Annotated in this window: 13 protein-coding genes; 6 read left to right on the top strand and 7 right to left on the bottom strand. The window is 69.9% G+C overall.

The genetic code is table 11. The annotated features are described in order from the left end of the window. The first annotated feature begins 36 nt into the window (after window positions 1-36). Both IEY21_RS10290 and IEY21_RS10295 read left to right on the top strand, forming a co-directional pair. Window positions 37-2,097 (top strand): Agd3-related carbohydrate-binding protein, encoded by a 2,061-nt coding sequence (locus IEY21_RS10290; RefSeq protein ID WP_188904091.1) that lies wholly within the window; start codon window positions 37-39, stop codon window positions 2,095-2,097. Beyond that, window positions 2,094-2,825, top strand: a complete 732-nt coding sequence (locus tag IEY21_RS10295) for an endo alpha-1,4 polygalactosaminidase (RefSeq protein WP_188904093.1) — start codon at window positions 2,094-2,096, stop codon at window positions 2,823-2,825. Before IEY21_RS10290 ends, IEY21_RS10295 begins: the two co-directional genes overlap by 4 nt. A 21-nt stretch (window positions 2,826-2,846) precedes the next feature. Here the strand turns inward: IEY21_RS10295 and mglA are convergent, their stop codons facing one another. Both mglA and mglB read right to left on the bottom strand, forming a co-directional pair. Beyond that, window positions 2,847-3,437 (bottom strand): GTPase MglA, encoded by a 591-nt coding sequence (gene mglA / locus IEY21_RS10300; protein ID WP_188904095.1) that lies wholly within the window; start codon window positions 3,435-3,437, stop codon window positions 2,847-2,849. 66 nt (window positions 3,438-3,503) lie between these two features. After that, the gene (gene mglB / locus IEY21_RS10305) at window positions 3,504-3,989 is read right to left on the bottom strand and encodes a GTPase-activating protein MglB (RefSeq protein WP_188904097.1); all 486 of its coding nucleotides are present in this window, start codon (window positions 3,987-3,989) and stop codon (window positions 3,504-3,506) included. Between the two features lie 162 nt (window positions 3,990-4,151). On the opposite strand from mglB, the gene IEY21_RS10310 reads away from it, so the two are divergent. Beyond that, window positions 4,152-6,146 carry a phosphodiester glycosidase family protein gene (locus IEY21_RS10310; protein WP_308424835.1) on the top strand — a complete coding sequence of 665 codons (1,995 nt, stop codon included), beginning with the start codon at window positions 4,152-4,154 and terminating at the stop codon, window positions 6,144-6,146. 104 nt (window positions 6,147-6,250) lie between these two features. Next, entirely contained in the window at window positions 6,251-7,531 is a 1,281-nt protein-coding gene (locus IEY21_RS10315; protein WP_188904099.1) for a S8 family peptidase, read from the top strand. Between the two features lie 82 nt (window positions 7,532-7,613). Here IEY21_RS10315 and IEY21_RS10320 read toward each other — a convergent pair whose 3' ends face one another. The 5 genes from IEY21_RS10320 to IEY21_RS10340 form a co-directional block, all read right to left on the bottom strand. Next, the gene (locus IEY21_RS10320; protein ID WP_188904101.1) at window positions 7,614-8,156 is read right to left on the bottom strand and encodes a 3'-5' exonuclease; all 543 of its coding nucleotides are present in this window, start codon (window positions 8,154-8,156) and stop codon (window positions 7,614-7,616) included. A gap of 50 nt (window positions 8,157-8,206) precedes the next feature. Beyond that, window positions 8,207-9,109: a UV DNA damage repair endonuclease UvsE gene (gene uvsE, locus IEY21_RS10325; protein ID WP_188904103.1), complete on the bottom strand. Its 903-nt coding sequence runs from the start codon at window positions 9,107-9,109 to the stop codon at window positions 8,207-8,209. Then, window positions 9,106-9,300 (bottom strand): DUF2256 domain-containing protein, encoded by a 195-nt coding sequence (locus IEY21_RS10330; protein ID WP_188904105.1) that lies wholly within the window; start codon window positions 9,298-9,300, stop codon window positions 9,106-9,108. The genes uvsE and IEY21_RS10330 overlap by 4 nt, the downstream gene beginning before the upstream one ends. Beyond that, window positions 9,284-9,787, bottom strand: coding sequence for a gluconokinase (locus IEY21_RS10335; protein WP_188904107.1), 504 nt, complete (start codon window positions 9,785-9,787; stop codon window positions 9,284-9,286). Before IEY21_RS10335 ends, IEY21_RS10330 begins: the two co-directional genes overlap by 17 nt. Window positions 9,788-9,904: 117 nt before the next feature. Continuing rightward, window positions 9,905-11,026 (bottom strand): 3-deoxy-7-phosphoheptulonate synthase, encoded by a 1,122-nt coding sequence (locus tag IEY21_RS10340; RefSeq protein WP_188904109.1) that lies wholly within the window; start codon window positions 11,024-11,026, stop codon window positions 9,905-9,907. A 331-nt stretch (window positions 11,027-11,357) separates the two neighbouring features. Here IEY21_RS10340 and mbhE point away from each other — a divergent pair, with 331 nt between their 5' ends. Then, window positions 11,358-13,751 (top strand): hydrogen gas-evolving membrane-bound hydrogenase subunit E, encoded by a 2,394-nt coding sequence (gene mbhE / locus IEY21_RS10345; RefSeq protein WP_188904111.1) that lies wholly within the window; start codon window positions 11,358-11,360, stop codon window positions 13,749-13,751. Further along, entirely contained in the window at window positions 13,751-14,248 is a 498-nt protein-coding gene (locus IEY21_RS10350; protein WP_188904113.1) for a Na(+)/H(+) antiporter subunit B, read from the top strand. The genes mbhE and IEY21_RS10350 overlap by 1 nt, the downstream gene beginning before the upstream one ends. Window positions 14,249-14,261 lie beyond the last annotated feature (13 nt).

The following is a 14,261-nucleotide window of genomic DNA, read 5'->3' on the forward strand; positions in this document are numbered from 1 at the left end:
CGTTCCCTCACCCCTGCTTTCGGGAGAGCCTTGTTGATGCCGAGTTCCTTTCGCCTGCTCGCCGCCGCGCTGCTGCTGCTCACGGCCTGCAAAACGGGCACCTCAACCCAGCAAACGCCTTCCACGCAGCCCCCCAGCGGTGAGCACCTGCGTGCTCCGGCCCCGCAGGTGCGGCTGCCGGCCAACGTGCAGCCCGACAGGGTTCAGCTGCGAATACTGGTGCTGGACACCGGCCAGGAAAGCGCGGGCATAGGCACGGCGCGCGCCCTGCTGCGTTCTCACGGCATTCCCTTCACCGAACTGGATGTCACGGCCCGGCCGCTGACAGCGGCCACCCTGATCGACGCGCAGGGGGTGGGCCGGTATCAGGGGGTGGTGCTCACCAGCAGCGGCCTGAGCATCGAGACCACTCCCGGCGTGTACGGCAGCGCGCTGGATGCCGGCGAGTGGGCCACCCTGTTCGCCTACGAAAGGGCCTACGGCGTGCGACAACTGGCCCTGTTCGGCTATCCGGGCACTCAGCCGGAGGACTACGGCCTGCGGGCGGGCGGCGATGTCCAGACCGGCGACACCAGCGTGGGCCTCACGTCGGCAGGCCGCCGGCTGTTCAGCGACCTGACCGCCACGCCGCTGGCCGTTCGCGGGGCGGCCCGCTATCCGGCGCAGCGCACGGCAGTCCAGGGGGTAGAAACCACGCCGCTGATCACCGACCCGCAGGGCGGGGTGCTCGCCGCCACCAGCACGGCGGACGGGCGCGAGAGGCTTCTGCTGACGCTGGCCCAGAACCCGGGAATGCTGCACACCCAGTTTCTGGGTCACGGTCTGGTGCAGTGGCTGACCCGGGGCGTTCACCTCGGCGAGTACCGGCGCTTCTTGCAGGTGGACGTGGACGACTGGTTTCTGTATGCCGACCGCTTCGATCCGGCCACGGGACAGGTCGTGCCCCGCGACTACCGTCTGAGCGCCGCCGACGCCCTGAGCCTGCGGGACCAGCAGCGCCGCATCCGCCAGGAGTACGCCGTGGCCCGCAGTTTCCGGCTGGCCCAGGCCTTTAACGGGCTGGGCGCCGATCCCGGAGCGCCGGATACCTGCCGGCCGGGCCCCGAGGTCCGGGATCCGCTCAGCGCGGTGACGCGCTGCATTGCCGGCAGCTTCGACTGGGTCAACCACACCAAGGACCACCTGCTGATGGACATCATGTCCGAGGAGAAAGCCATGAGCGAGATGGCGCACAACCGCGAGATCGGCCGTCAACTGGGCCTGCCGCTGAGCACGCAGGCGCTGATCACCCCGGAACTTTCCGGACTGGGCTGGAAGGCACCGACACCGGGGGCGGCCAAACAGGACTCCGGGCTGGCAGGCGGCAACCCGGCCGTGTACCGTGCGGCCCGGCAGCTGGGGGTGCGCTATCTCGCGGCCAACCACAGCGTGCCCAGCCAGTGGGACCCGGCGTGTCCCAACTGCGGCGTGTTCAGCCCGCTGGACCCGGAGGTGCTGCTTATTCCCCGCTGGCCCAACGACGTGCCGTACAACGCCACCACCCCCGCCGAGGCCGTGGGGGTGTTCAACGCGCGGCGTACCCCCAGCGGGAAAGCCCCCCTGAACTACGCCGCCTTTCTGGAACAGGACACGGCCCGCAGCCTGGTTCATGTGCTGTCGGGAACCGCATGGCCCCACTACATGCACCAGGGCAACCTGCGCGAGTACGCGCCGAACCGCAGCCTGGTCACCGACTGGGTGCGGGCGATGCTGGACCGGTACACCCAGCACAGCACCCTGCCCCTGCAGACCCTGACCTGGAATGAGCTGGGGGCCTATGTCAGTGACCGCACCCGCCACGAACGGGCCAAGGACGGAGTCAGCGCGGTCTGGGACCGCCGCCGCGGACAGGTCACCCTGCGGGGAGGTGGTCCGGGCGCAGGACAGGACGGCTCCCCGGTGGTGTTCCTGACCGGCGTGGCGGACCCGCCGCAGTCCGGGGAGGCCCGCACCTTTACCGCCCGCACCCATACCTATGGCGCCCGGACCACGGCGCAGCTGCGCCTGGGAGATCAGGCCCTGTCGCTGACCGTCGCGCCGCTGGAGCCCACTCCATGACCCGGCCCGCACCGCGCCCGCGCCGCCCACTGAGCATCTACTACGGGCCCCCCACCCCCCGGGCCCTGGCTGCCCTGCGCACCTTTGAGACTGTGGTCGTGCAGACGACGCTGTATCCACCGCGGGCCCTGAACCGGCTGCGGGCCGGCGGAACCCGGGTGCTCGGCTACCTCAGCGTGGGTGAGGACCACGCGCTGGGCGACTGGGCCTGCGTGCCGGGCAGCGCTCCATACCACTCGGGCGACAATCCCGAGTGGGGCAGCGTGCGGGTAGACGCGGCCCATCCAGGATGGCGCGAGACCCTGAACCGCCGGGCCGACGAGGCCCTCCACGGCGCAGACGGCCTGCTGCTGGACACGCTGGACAGCGCCGCCGCCGCCGGCATTCTGGAGCGGGTGCAGGAACTGCGCTCACGGCACCCCGACACCATCCTGCTTGCCAACCGCGGCTTCGATCTGATGCCCGACCTGGCCCCCGAGGTCAGCGGCGTGCTGTTCGAGGCCTTCAGCACCACCCACAGCCCCGCCTATGCCCTGCACGACGAGGGTGGGCTGGCCTACACCGCCTACTGGCAGGTCCGGCTTCAGGATCTGGGACTGCCCGTCGTGGCCCTGGACTACGCCGACACCCCGGCGCTGGCCCGGCTCGCGCGCGAGTATGCCGCCCGCCAGGGACTGCACACCTTCGTGACCGACCGGGCCCTGTCCCGGCCCACCGGCCAGCGCTGAGCGCGGCCTGCTTGGTTCTTGTTACTTGTTCTTGGACAGGCGTTCGAGAACCAGGCGGCTGACCGTCTTGAGGGTCTCGAAGACGCCCACGCCCTTGTCCGACATCGCCTCAAACATCTGCAGCTCGCCCCGGGGGTCGATGACCGCGCGGATCATGGTGGTGGGCAGGGCGTCAGGCAGGTCACGCTTGTTGACCTGCAGCACGATGGGCACCTCGCGCACGTCAATGCCGTGTTCGGCTAGGTTCTCGCGCAGGTTGCGCATGCTCTCAGCGTTGGCACGCAGGCGGTTGGGGGCACTGTCGGCCACGAACACGATGCCGTCCACGCCGCGCAGAATCAGCTTGCGGCTCGCGTTGTAAAAAACCTGTCCGGGCACGGTGTACAGGTGAAAACGGGTCTTGAAGCCCTGCACGCTGCCGAGGTCCAGCGGCAGGAAGTCGAAGAACAGGGTGCGCTCGTCCTCGGTGGCCAGCGAGACCATCTCGCCCCGCAGGTGGCCGGGCACCTTGGAGAACACCTGCTTGAGGTTGGTGGTCTTGCCGCTCATGCCAGGGCCGTAATACACAATCTTGCAGTTGATCTCGCGGGCGGCAAAGTTGATGGTACTCATGGCTGTGAAACCTCCAGGGGATTAGGTGAGAATAGGGGTGGGAAGCGGGCGGCGGGGCAGGGCCGCTCAGCCCAGCAGGTCGTCGAGCAGGGCGCTGGCTCCGTGGCTGAAGTCCTCCGTGAACTGCACCGGCGGAATGTCCTTGAGCTCTTCGAGAATCGCGCTCAGCTGCGCGACGGTCTTCTTGGCATAGACCTTGACCTTGCCCAGCGGCACGCTGACGTCGAAGATCAGGGTAAGCAGCGCCGAATCGCCCACCGATTCCACGTACAGGGTGCCGTTCTCGCCTTGGTGAATCTGTTCGCTGAAGGTGCGCTCGCCCAGCATGTTCGCCAGCGCGGCGGTGGCGGCGGCGTTGCTGGCGACCAGGGTGGCGACGCTGTCCAGCGCGGGCGGGCGCGGGGCCCACAGGGCTTCTTTGTGAGACAGCACGAAGCCCTTGCGGTCGACCAGCAGGCCATAACGCACGCCGGTGGTGTCCAGCAGCTCCTGAATGTGGCCGTCGACGCGGGCGTAAGCGTCGCCATAGAGGGCCAGTGACGGTTCGATCATGCAGCAGTATATGAACAGCATTCAGCACAGAATCAGCACAAACCGGGGCGGGGCAGACGAGGTAAAGGCAGTGGGAGAAAGACAGAAAGCCGCGCCTCCGGCCACCGCTCGGTGTGCGGGCGGTCAGACCGGTGCGGGCGCTCAGGCGTTACACTCGCCCGCGTGAAGTCTGGCCGGAGAACCGCGGGGAAAAGCTGGAGACGGGCGGCGCTGCTGCTCGGAGGACTGGTGTTTGGAACGCTGCCGAGCGGGGCCGGTGCGCGGCCTGTGGCCATCGCCGGATTGCCGCAGGCCGCCGCGCTGGACACGCGCACGCTGCCCGGCGGCGAGATGCTGGCGGTGTGGACGCTGCCGCGCCTGGGGGTCTCGGTCCGCAACGACCCCGAGGACCTGCGGCTGCTGCTCGGCACCCGTGAACTGCGCTACAGCCCGGCCACAGGCTGGCGGGCGCTGGGGTTTGCCTGGACCGGCCGGCTGGCCGCGCCGCAGCAGGTGGGCGTCAGCCTGTACGTGCCGCTGGCCGCCTTGAAGCTGCTGGGCGTGCGGACCCTGGCCGATGCCCCCGGCCTGCTGGATTTCGCCGCGCCGGTCAGCGTGCCGCAGGACACCCTGCCCCCCTCGGATCCGTCCGCACAGACGGCGGGTTCCGGTCCGGGGAGCGCGGGCGCTGCGGTGACTGCTCCCCGGCCACGGGTGCCGGCGCCCACGCCTCCCCCCTCCGCTCCTGTGCTCCCGGCCGTCTCGGTTGCCCCAGCGGTCCCGACCCTGCCCCACCCACCGGCACCCGCGGCCCCTGCACCGGCGCTTCCTGTGCCGCCCGCCGCGCCCACCCTGAACGTACCGGTGGTGGCCCATCTGGATACTGTGCGGGTCAGCCGCACGCTGTACCGCACGGTGGAGGTGCAGCGGGTGGTGCTGGAACTCAGCGCCCCGGCTCCGCAGTCCGTGGCGCGCGAGGCCGGCGGCCTGAGCGTCACGCTGCCCGGCGTTACCGTGCAGGCCAGCGAGCAGCGGCTGCCCTCAGGAGACACCCTGAGCCTGCGGCAGTTGGGCAGCGGCGCGGTCATGCACCTCACGACCGGGGGGGGCCGCAGCGAGATCTTCACGCTGGAGGACCCCTACCGCGTGGTGATCGACACGACCACGCACACCGACCCCGGGGTGCCCCCACCGCTGAATCCCGACGCCCTGCCGCCGGGCGTGACCTACCGCGAACGCGGCGCCCTGAAGTTGCTGAGCTTCGACCCGGGCTTGTTTCAGCCTCGGGTGGTCAGTGCGCCGCCGGGCCGGGCGCTGGGCGTGGCCGAACTGGTGAAGTCGGTCGCCGGGGTGGCCGGGATCAACGGCGGCTATTTTGACCCGGCGAGCAGCCTGCCGGTCGATCTGGTGGCGGTGGGCGGCCTGATGACGGCCGGCAGCCTGGAACGGCGGGCCACCGTGGGATTCACGGCCCAGGGCCAGACCCTGTTCGGCTATCCGAGGCCGCGGTATGTCCTCAGCAGTCCCGAGTTTGGCAGCGTCACCGTGAACAGCGTCAAGGCGCGGCCCGACGCCAGCCTGCTGACCGCCTTCGTGGGCGACGGGCGCACCCCGGTGGGCGCGGGCACACTGACCACCCTGCTCGTCTCTCCCGGCAGCGCCGCCGTCACGCGCGCCGTGAGCGGCCAGATCATCCCGCCCGCCGGGATGCTCGCGCTGACCTTCGACCCGGCCCGCTTTCCGGCGCTGCCCCGGGTGGCCGGCGCTCCCCTGAAGGTCACCCTGAACTGGCAGGCCACCGACGCTCCCTGGGACAGCGCCGTGGACGCCCTGAGCGCGGGGCCGCTGCTCGTGCAGGGGGGCAAGGTTGCCATCGATCCCCGCCGCGAGGGTTTCAATACGGCGGGCAGCATCTGGCGGCCGACCCGGCAGTCGGCGCTGGGGGTTCTGAACGGCCAGCCCACCATTGCCTACTTCGATTTCGGAACCCCCGAGGCCTTTGCCGCTGCGCTGGCCGGGGCCGGCGTGCGCGACGCCGTGCGCATGGACAGCGGCAGCAGCGCGACGGCCTACCTGCGCGGCGGCTACGCCGACCTGGGCGCGTACCTCAACACCGTCTGGAGCCGCCCGGTGCCCAACGCCATCGTCTTCGTACCGCGCGGCACGGCGATCCGTTAGGTACGGGGACTGCACCCCCTTTCGCCCGGAACATATTTTCCGGGGTTTTTAGCACCAAGACAGAATTCATCTTCTGCGCCTACACTGGGGCATCTGGGGGTCAGATGCAGAAAGATCGTTTTATCGTCCTGCGACAGGACACCGCCACGTCCACCTACACTTCTCTTGCCGACACCGCCCTCGCCGACACCTTGACTGGCAACCGGGCCGACGCCGCCGAACGGCGCGCAGAGCTGGGGCTGGAGCGCTCGGGCGTTCCTGCGCCCACTCCCCTGCGGCTGGAGGTTCAGACCCTGGACCGCCGCGCATGGCCTGAACTGCTGCAGGAGTCGGCGGTGCGCTCGGCCGCGCCGAGCATCCCCATGCGCCTGATTCGCCCGGTGCGGCGCTCGGAGGCCGTGGACGTGCAGGCCGACGGCCCGACCTGGGGGGTGCGGGCAGTGCGGGCCGACTCCAGCCCCCACAGCGGCCGTGGCGTGACCGTCGCCGTTCTCGACACGGGCATTGATCCCGAGCACCCGGCCTTTGCGGGCGTCGAATTGATCCGGCGCGACTTCACCCTGCCGGGCGGGGACCAGGATGGTGGGGTGGATGCCGAGGGCCACGGCACGCACTGCGCCGGCACCATCTTTGGACGCGAGGTCGACGGGCGGCGCATCGGCGTGGCCCCCGGCGTGGAGCGGGCGCTGATCGGACGGGTGCTCGGCGCCGACGGCAGCGGCAGCAGTGAGGGCATCGCCCGCGCGCTGACCTGGGCGGTGGGCCTGCGCGCCCATGTGATGAGCATGTCACTGGGCATGGACTTTCCCGGTCGGGTGGCCGAGCTGATCCGGCGCGGATTGCCGGCCGAGCTGGCCACCTCACAGGCGCTGCTGGACTACCGCGCCAACCTCGAGCTGTTCGCCGCGCTCGCGAGCTACGCCCGCGCCCTGGGCGGAGACGCCACCCCCACCCTGCTGATTGCCGCCGCCGGCAACGAGAGCCGCCGCCAGCAGAACCCGGACTGGGAGGTCGGGGTGGCCCCGCCCGCCACCGCCGCCGGCTTTCTCTCGGTGGCGGCGCTGGGGCAGGGCCAGAACGGCGCTCCGCGTCAGGACCTGAAGGTCGCTCCCTTTTCCAACACCGGCGCGACCTTCAGCGGCCCCGGAGTGGACATCGTGTCGGCCAAAGCAGGCGGCGGCCTGACCCGCATGAGCGGCACGAGCATGGCAACTCCCCACGTCGCCGGTGTCGCGGCGCTGTGGTTCGAGCGGCTGATCGCGGCGGACGACCTGACCCGCGAGACCATCGACACCCGCCTCAAGGCGAGCGCCACCCGGGAACCCCTGGTGGCGGACGTGGACCGGCTGGACGTGGGGCTGGGACTGGTCCAGACACCGCAATAACCGCAGGCAGCCTCCAGGAGCAGCAACCCGGAACTGTTCCCTTCCCCGGAGGCCTGGGCCCCCGGTCACTCTGGCCTCCTCCCTAGGCCCCGACCCGCAGCAGTTCCAGCAACCGCAGATAGGCCTGCGCCGTGACCTGCACGTCGCCGTAGCTGCGGTGGCGTCCGCCGGGGGCGAAACTCAGGCCCAGCCGCTCGGCGAGCACCGTCAGGTTGTGGGCCCGCTCCCTGGGAAAGGCGCGGCGTGAGAGCTGCACGGTGCAGTACTCCGCCGCTGGCCGCCACTCCAGACCGTGACGCCGGGCATTGGCCCGCATGAAGCCGCCGTCAAAGCCGATGTTGTGCGCGACCACCGCCGAGGGGCCCACGAACTCCAGAAACGCGGGCAGCACCTCGGCCATGTGCGGCGCGTCCCGGACCATGTCGTTGCTGATGCCGTGAACCTGCTGGGCACGCCAGGGAATCAGCAGGGGCTCGCCCGCCGCGGTGGTGGGCCGCACCAGGGTCTCGAACTTCTGGGTCTCCTCCACGCGGCCGTCAATGATGCGCACCGCGCCGATTTCCACCACCGCGTCGCGCTCCGGCGAGAGGCCCGTGGTTTCCAGGTCGAACACGACGACATTCACGCCGAGCAGGGTAGCGCGACCGGCCAGCCGGAATGTGGCCGCTGGGCACCCTACGCTCCGGCTTTCCCCATCAACGCGCCCACCGCCTCCTCCTTGCCCTTGGCCTCCACCTCAATCCACGGCACGTCGAAGTAGGCAGACGGCAGATGCGTGATCAGGTGGCTGTGGCGGCGGTCATGCGGCCCCTCGATGCCGTTGGACAGGTGAACCACCTGCCACTCTGGCGGCGTCCAGGTCTCCCGCGCCCGCAGGACCCATTCGCGCACGGCGGGATCGTCCTGATCGGGCAGTTTGTCGTGGACGACGTGGTGGTGGGCGTCATAGACAAGCGGCAGGCCCGCTGCCTGACAGACCGGCAGCAGGTCGGCGGGGCCGTAGGCGCGTTCGTCGTTTTCCAGGCCCAGGCGCAGGCGCACGCCGTCGGGCAGGTCAGGAATGACGGCCGTCAGTTCGGCGGCGCGCCCTCCCTTGCCCCCGTGCAGCAGCAGCAGGTTCCACGGACTGCGCTCCAGGCCCAGGCCGTCCATCACGCGGGCGTGCGCGATCAGGGCATGAACGCTGCGGGCGCGCACCTCGGGGCGGTCACTGTTCAGCACGATGAACTGCTCGGGATGGATCAGCACGCGGATGCCGCGCGTGGTAAACGCCTCCCCCGCCCCGCGCAGTGAGGGGGCGAGCGAGGCCAGGACCGCCGCGCCGGTGTCGTCGCCCTCCAGATCCAGCATGGGAAACAGACTGGAACTCATGCGGTACAGGCGGATGCCGCGCGCCGCACAGAATTCGGCGGCCCCGCGCAGCCGGGCAATGTTGTCGGTGTACAGGTCAAGCAGTTTGGCCTCGCGCTCGGCGGGCGACAGGGCGCGGTAACGGCTCAGGGTGACCGTGCGGAAGCGCACCTCCGGCCCCACCGTCATGCACACCAGACCGTAGGTGGGCCGGGGCAACCCGCTCATGCCCGGTTCTCCGGGGTGGCAGTCTTCGCGGCGGCGCGGCAGCGGTCCGAGCAGTAGCGTACGTTCTCCCAGTCACGCTCCCACTTCTTGCGCCACGAAAAGGGCCGGCCGCACACCGCGCATACCTTGCTCGCCCGCTCGGAGGGCGGACGTCCTCCGCCAAAGGCCTTCTTTTCAGTTCTGCCGGGCATGGTCCACCTCCAGTCCGGCCAGCACCCGTTGCGCCAGATCGTCCGGGGCGTCCTGCGAGGTGACATGCAGGGTCAGGACGTCGGCCTCGTCCGGTCCCGGCAATTCCAGGGTCTGCAGCTGAGAAGGCAGCAGATCCAGGTGGGCGTAATGGCCCGACCGGTGCCGCAGGCGGGCCGCCAGCAGTTCGGCTGGAACGTGCAGGAAAACGAACTGCGCCCCCGGCACGCGCAGCACGTCGCGGTAACTGTGCCGCAACGAAGAGCACGCCAGAATCACCCGCGGCAGGGCGAGCAGTTCGGCGCGCAGGCGGGCCAGCCAAGGCGCGCGGTCGGCGTCCGTCAGACCCTCTCCGGCAGCCATTTTGGCCTTCGCTGCGGGCGTGTGAAAATCGTCGCCGTCCAGAAAGGGCCAGCCGGTGCGGGCAGACAGCGCGTGGCCCAGCGCCGTCTTGCCGCTGCCCGACACCCCCATCAGGATCATTCTCATCCCCCGCAGTCTGGCGCAGGCCCGGCGGCGAAACACAAGAAGCGGCAGAAGACTGTCTTTAGAGGTGGGCCTTTAAAGACAAGACGGAGCGGTCCCTTCCAGCATGCGGCCAGCGCCCTACCGTGCCAGCGCCGCGTGGGCCTCCAGCAACAGTTCCTCGGTCTCGGCCCAACCCACGCAGCCGTCGGTGACGCTCACGCCGGGCTGCAGCTCGGTCAGGTCGGCCGGAATGCTCTGCTTGCCCGGTTCCAGATTGCTCTCGATCATCAGGCCGCGCAGCGCCCGCTGCCCCGCGAGACGCTGGTGCAACACGTCACGCCACACCAGCTGCTGGCGCCGGAAATCACTGCCGCTGTTGGCATGCGAGCAGTCCACCATCACCGCCGCCTCCAGACCCGCCGCCGTCATCAGGGCGGCCGCCTCGCTCACGAACTGCGGAGCGTAGTTGGGACCGTTCCGGCCGCCGCGCAGGATGATGTGGCCGTCCGGATTGCCGCGCGTATGAACGATGCACGCGCGCCCATCGTCATCCACGGTGAAGAAGGCGTGCGGGTGCGCGGCAGCCACAATGGCGTCCACCGCCAGCTTGAGCCCGCCGCCGGTGCCGTTCTTGAAGCCCATCGGGGCGCTGACCGCACTGGCCATGACCCGGTGGGTCTGCGACTCGGTGGTCCGGGCCCCCAGACACGCCCACGCCACCGCATCGAACAGGTACTGCGGCGCGAAGGGGTCGAGCAGTTCGGTGGCGACCGGCAGGCCCAGTTCGCCCACCTCCAGCATCAGCTGCCGGGTCAGGGCCAGGCCGCGGCCCACATCGTTGGCGCCGGTCATGTCGGGGTCCATCAGGTAGCCGCGCCAGCCTACCGTGGTGCGCGGCTTGTCCACGTACACGCGCATCTGGACTTCCAGGGTGTCCTTCACCCGCTCGCGCAGCCCGGCCAGGCGGCGGGCGTAGGCCACGGCCGCGCTGTAGTCGTGAATGCTGCATGGCCCCACCACCACCAGCAGGCGCTCGTCCTCGCCGTGCAAGATGGCCTGCGCCGCCCGGCGGCCCGCGAGCACCGTGCGCTCGGCTTCCCGGGTCAGGGGCAGCGCCGCCTTGAGTTCACGCGGCGTGGGCAGCGGCGTGAACCCCGAGACCTTGAGGTTCTCGGTGCGGCTGGGGGCCGGGGTCTGCGTGGCGGGGGTGGAAAGGGGCTGGGTTTCGGGCAACTGGGCCGTCTCGGGCAACTGGGTCATGGGATTCTCCTGAAGACTGTTCTGTGGGGCGTAACGCGAACACCGCCCGGGGCCTCTGGGGCTGCACCGGGCGGTGAGGGGGTCGGAAAACAGCGCGACGCTAGGCCCGGAAACAGCGGGGCCAATAAAAAAACGCGCCTGTGAAGGTCATGCGGGCAGTGTACGGGGCCGGGGTGGGGCGCAGCGCGGGCCGTCTAGGCGGGGTGGGGCGCACCTGCGAGAAATACACGCTGCGCCGCAGACGGTAGGACGGCAGACCGCAGCACCCACACGCAGTGTGGTCTGATAGAGGCCGCATGCCCGCCTTCCTCACCCCTCTTCCCCCCAGGCCATGACCCTCGCCGTCCTGCTGCCTTTCGTGATGGCCGCGCTGTGTGCGTGGCTCGCCCGGCCGCTGGGCCGCCGGACCGGCTACCTCGCGGCCCTGGCCTTCGTGCCGGCGCTGCTGCTCGCCGCTCCGCTGGCCGGTTCCAGCGTGGAACCGGGCGGCACAGCCCTCAGCCAGAACACACCCTGGGTGCCCGAACTGGGGTTGAACCTGGTCTTCCGGGGCGACGGATTCTCGCTGCTGTTTGCCGTCCTGATCGGCGTGATCGGAACGCTGGCCTCGCTGTACTCGGTGGCCTACCTGTCGCCCCGCGAACGTTTCGGGCGCTTCTATCCCTATCTGCTCCTGTTCGGAGGTTCGATGCTCGGGCTGGTGCTCAGCGACAACCTGATCGCCCTGTTCGGCTTCTGGGAGATGACCAGCGTGACCAGCTTCCTGCTGATCGGACTGTGGCACACCCGCAGCGAAGCGCGTGACGGAGCGGTCAAGGCCTTTCTGATCAGTGCGCTGGGCGGGCTGGGGCTGCTCGCCGCCGTGGCGCTGCTCTCGATGGCCGGCGGCAGCACCCTGCTCTCGGAGCTGGACCTGGAAGCGGTGCGCGCCTCGCCGCTGTTCGTTCCGGCGCTGCTGCTGACCCTGCTCGCGGCCTTTACCAAGAGTGCCCAGCTGCCCTTTCATCTGTGGCTGCCCACCGCCATGGAAGCGCCCACGCCGGTCTCGGCCTTTCTGCACTCGGCGACCATGGTCAAGGCAGGTGTGGTGCTGGTTGCCAAGTTCGGGCTGATCTTTGGAAGCAGCGCGCTGTGGGCGGGCATCATCGTGCCGCTGGGACTGGCGACGCTGTTCTGGGGCTCATGGCGCGCCCTGAAACAGACCGACCTCAAGGCGCTGCTCGCGTACTCCACGGTGTCGCAGCTGGGCTTGCTGATGGCGCTGTACGGCCTGGCCGACGCGGAGGGCCGCTTTGCCGCCACCACCCACCTGCTCAACCACGCGGCCTTCAAGGCGGCGCTGTTCTTCGTGGTGGGAATCATCGACCATGAAACCGGCACGCGCGAGGTCTCCCAGCTCTCGGGGCTGCGCCGCAAGCTGCCCATCACGTTCGTGCTCGCAGGTCTGGCCGCCCTGAGCATGGCCGGATTGCCGCCGCTGGGCGGCTTTATCTCCAAGGAGCTGTTCTACGAGGCGATGCTGCACGCTGGCCCCGCCTTTATCGCCGTGGCCGTGCTGGGCAGTGCCCTGACCCTGGCCTACTCGGCGCGGCTGGTGGCCATTTTCTTCGGTTCCTACCGCGCACCCGTGGACGACGGCGGCCGGTCCCTGAAGGCGGACGTTCATGAGGCGGGACCCGGGCTGCTGCTGCCCCCCGCGCTGCTCGCCGCCGGCGCGCTGCTGTTCGGTGTGTGGCCGCAGAGCACCGAGTGGCTGACCCGCCGGGTGGGCGCAGCGTTGGACTTCGCCGGATACGGCGGCCACCTGTACCTGTGGCACGGAGTCACGCCCGCCCTGATCGCCACGCTGATCACCTGGGCCCTGGGAGCGGCGCTGGTGTGGCAGTCGGCGCGGGTATACGCGCTGCAACTGCGCCTGGAATTGCCGATCAGTTCCAACGGCGGCTACCGGGCGCTGCTGCGCGGCCTGGGCACCTTCGCCTCGGCCCTGATCACGCGGACGCAGGGGCTGGCACTGCCCGACCAGTTGCGAATCACGCTGGCCGCCGCCGGCCTCATGGGCGGGTACGCGGTGTGGCGCGCGCCACAGGTGTTCCAGCCGTTCGGAACGCTGCCCCCCAGCGTGCTGCCCATCGCCGTGCTGCTGGTGGCGGGGGCCATGGGCGTGCTGCTCTCGCGCAACCGCCTGACCGCCGTGATTCTCACCGGCCTGACCGGCTTCGGCAGCGCCGCCGCCTTTCTCGCCATGCGCGCTCCGGACTTGGCCCTGACCCAGCTGCTGATCGAGGCCGTGACGGTCATTCTGTTCCTGCTCGTCTTTCAGTACCTGCCCGGCATCCGCGACCTGCCGCGGCGGCGCTCGCGCTACGCCGTGGACGTGGTCCTCGCCGGGGCATCGGGGGTGGGAGCCACCCTGCTGATTCTGGCCAGCCTGCGCTTTCTGGCTCCGCCCATCTCGCCGTACTACCTGGAAAATGCCTATAAAGGTGGCGGCGGCAAGAACGTGGTGAACGTGATTCTGGTGGACTTCCGGGGCTTTGACACCCTGGGCGAGATCGTGGTGGTGGCGGTGGTGGCCCTGGCGGTGGGCAGCCTGGTGCGCCTGGGCCGCCGGGGACGCGCCCCCACCGAGACCGATACCGACCGGCAGTCGCCGAACCGGACCATCCCCGTTCGCCCCATCAACAATCAGCCCTCCCCCACCGATCAGGAGGTGCGCCGGTAATGCCCAAACGTTCCCGACCGACCCACCCGTCCCGTCCCGCCCCGCCCCGGCCCGGCGACCTGCTGCTTCACGATCCCATCCTGAGAACCATCAGCCGGGCGGCCTTTGCCCTGGTGATGCTGTTCGCGCTGCTGCTGCTGTGGCGCGGGCACAACGCGCCGGGTGGGGGCTTCATCGCGGGCCTGATGACCGTGTGCGCGCTGATCCTGCACCGCATTGCCAACAACCAAAGCGCCCTGCGTCTCAATCCGGCCAAGCTGGTTCCCTGGGGGCTGGCCCTGTCGCTGACCACCGGCCTGGTCCCCTACCTGCTGGGCCTGCCTTTCCTGAAAAGCGATTACGGCTACGTCACCACTGCTCTGACGGGCGAGTTCGAGTGGGCGACCGCCCTGTTCTTCGACCTGGGGGTCTACCTCGTGGTGGTGGGCGCGGGGCTGTCGCTGGCCTACGCCCTGATCGACGTCCAGCCGAACGAGCGGGTGGAGGGAGACGGATGAGGAGCGCAGCATG

The organism is Deinococcus aerophilus (assembly GCF_014647075.1).
Lineage (GTDB): Bacteria > Deinococcota > Deinococci > Deinococcales > Deinococcaceae > Deinococcus > Deinococcus aerophilus.

Bases quoted from the DNA above. Each gene is read 5' to 3' on its own strand.
- IEY21_RS10290 (WP_188904091.1), top strand. From the start codon at position 37: ATGCCGAGTTCCTTTCGCCTGCTCGCCGCCGCGCTGCTGCTGCTCACG.
- IEY21_RS10295 (WP_188904093.1), top strand. From the start codon at position 2,094: ATGACCCGGCCCGCACCGCGCCCGCGCCGCCCACTGAGCATCTACTAC.
- IEY21_RS10340 (WP_188904109.1), bottom strand. From the start codon at position 11,026: ATGACCCAGTTGCCCGAGACGGCCCAGTTGCCCGAAACCCAGCCCCTT.
- IEY21_RS10330 (WP_188904105.1), bottom strand. From the start codon at position 9,300: ATGCCCGGCAGAACTGAAAAGAAGGCCTTTGGCGGAGGACGTCCGCCC.
- IEY21_RS10315 (WP_188904099.1), top strand. From the start codon at position 6,251: ATGCAGAAAGATCGTTTTATCGTCCTGCGACAGGACACCGCCACGTCC.
- mbhE (WP_188904111.1), top strand. From the start codon at position 11,358: ATGACCCTCGCCGTCCTGCTGCCTTTCGTGATGGCCGCGCTGTGTGCG.
- IEY21_RS10335 (WP_188904107.1), bottom strand. From the start codon at position 9,787: ATGAGAATGATCCTGATGGGGGTGTCGGGCAGCGGCAAGACGGCGCTG.
- mglB (WP_188904097.1), bottom strand. From the start codon at position 3,989: ATGATCGAACCGTCACTGGCCCTCTATGGCGACGCTTACGCCCGCGTC.
- uvsE (WP_188904103.1), bottom strand. From the start codon at position 9,109: ATGAGCGGGTTGCCCCGGCCCACCTACGGTCTGGTGTGCATGACGGTG.
- mglA (WP_188904095.1), bottom strand. From the start codon at position 3,437: ATGAGTACCATCAACTTTGCCGCCCGCGAGATCAACTGCAAGATTGTG.
- IEY21_RS10350 (WP_188904113.1), top strand. From the start codon at position 13,751: ATGCCCAAACGTTCCCGACCGACCCACCCGTCCCGTCCCGCCCCGCCC.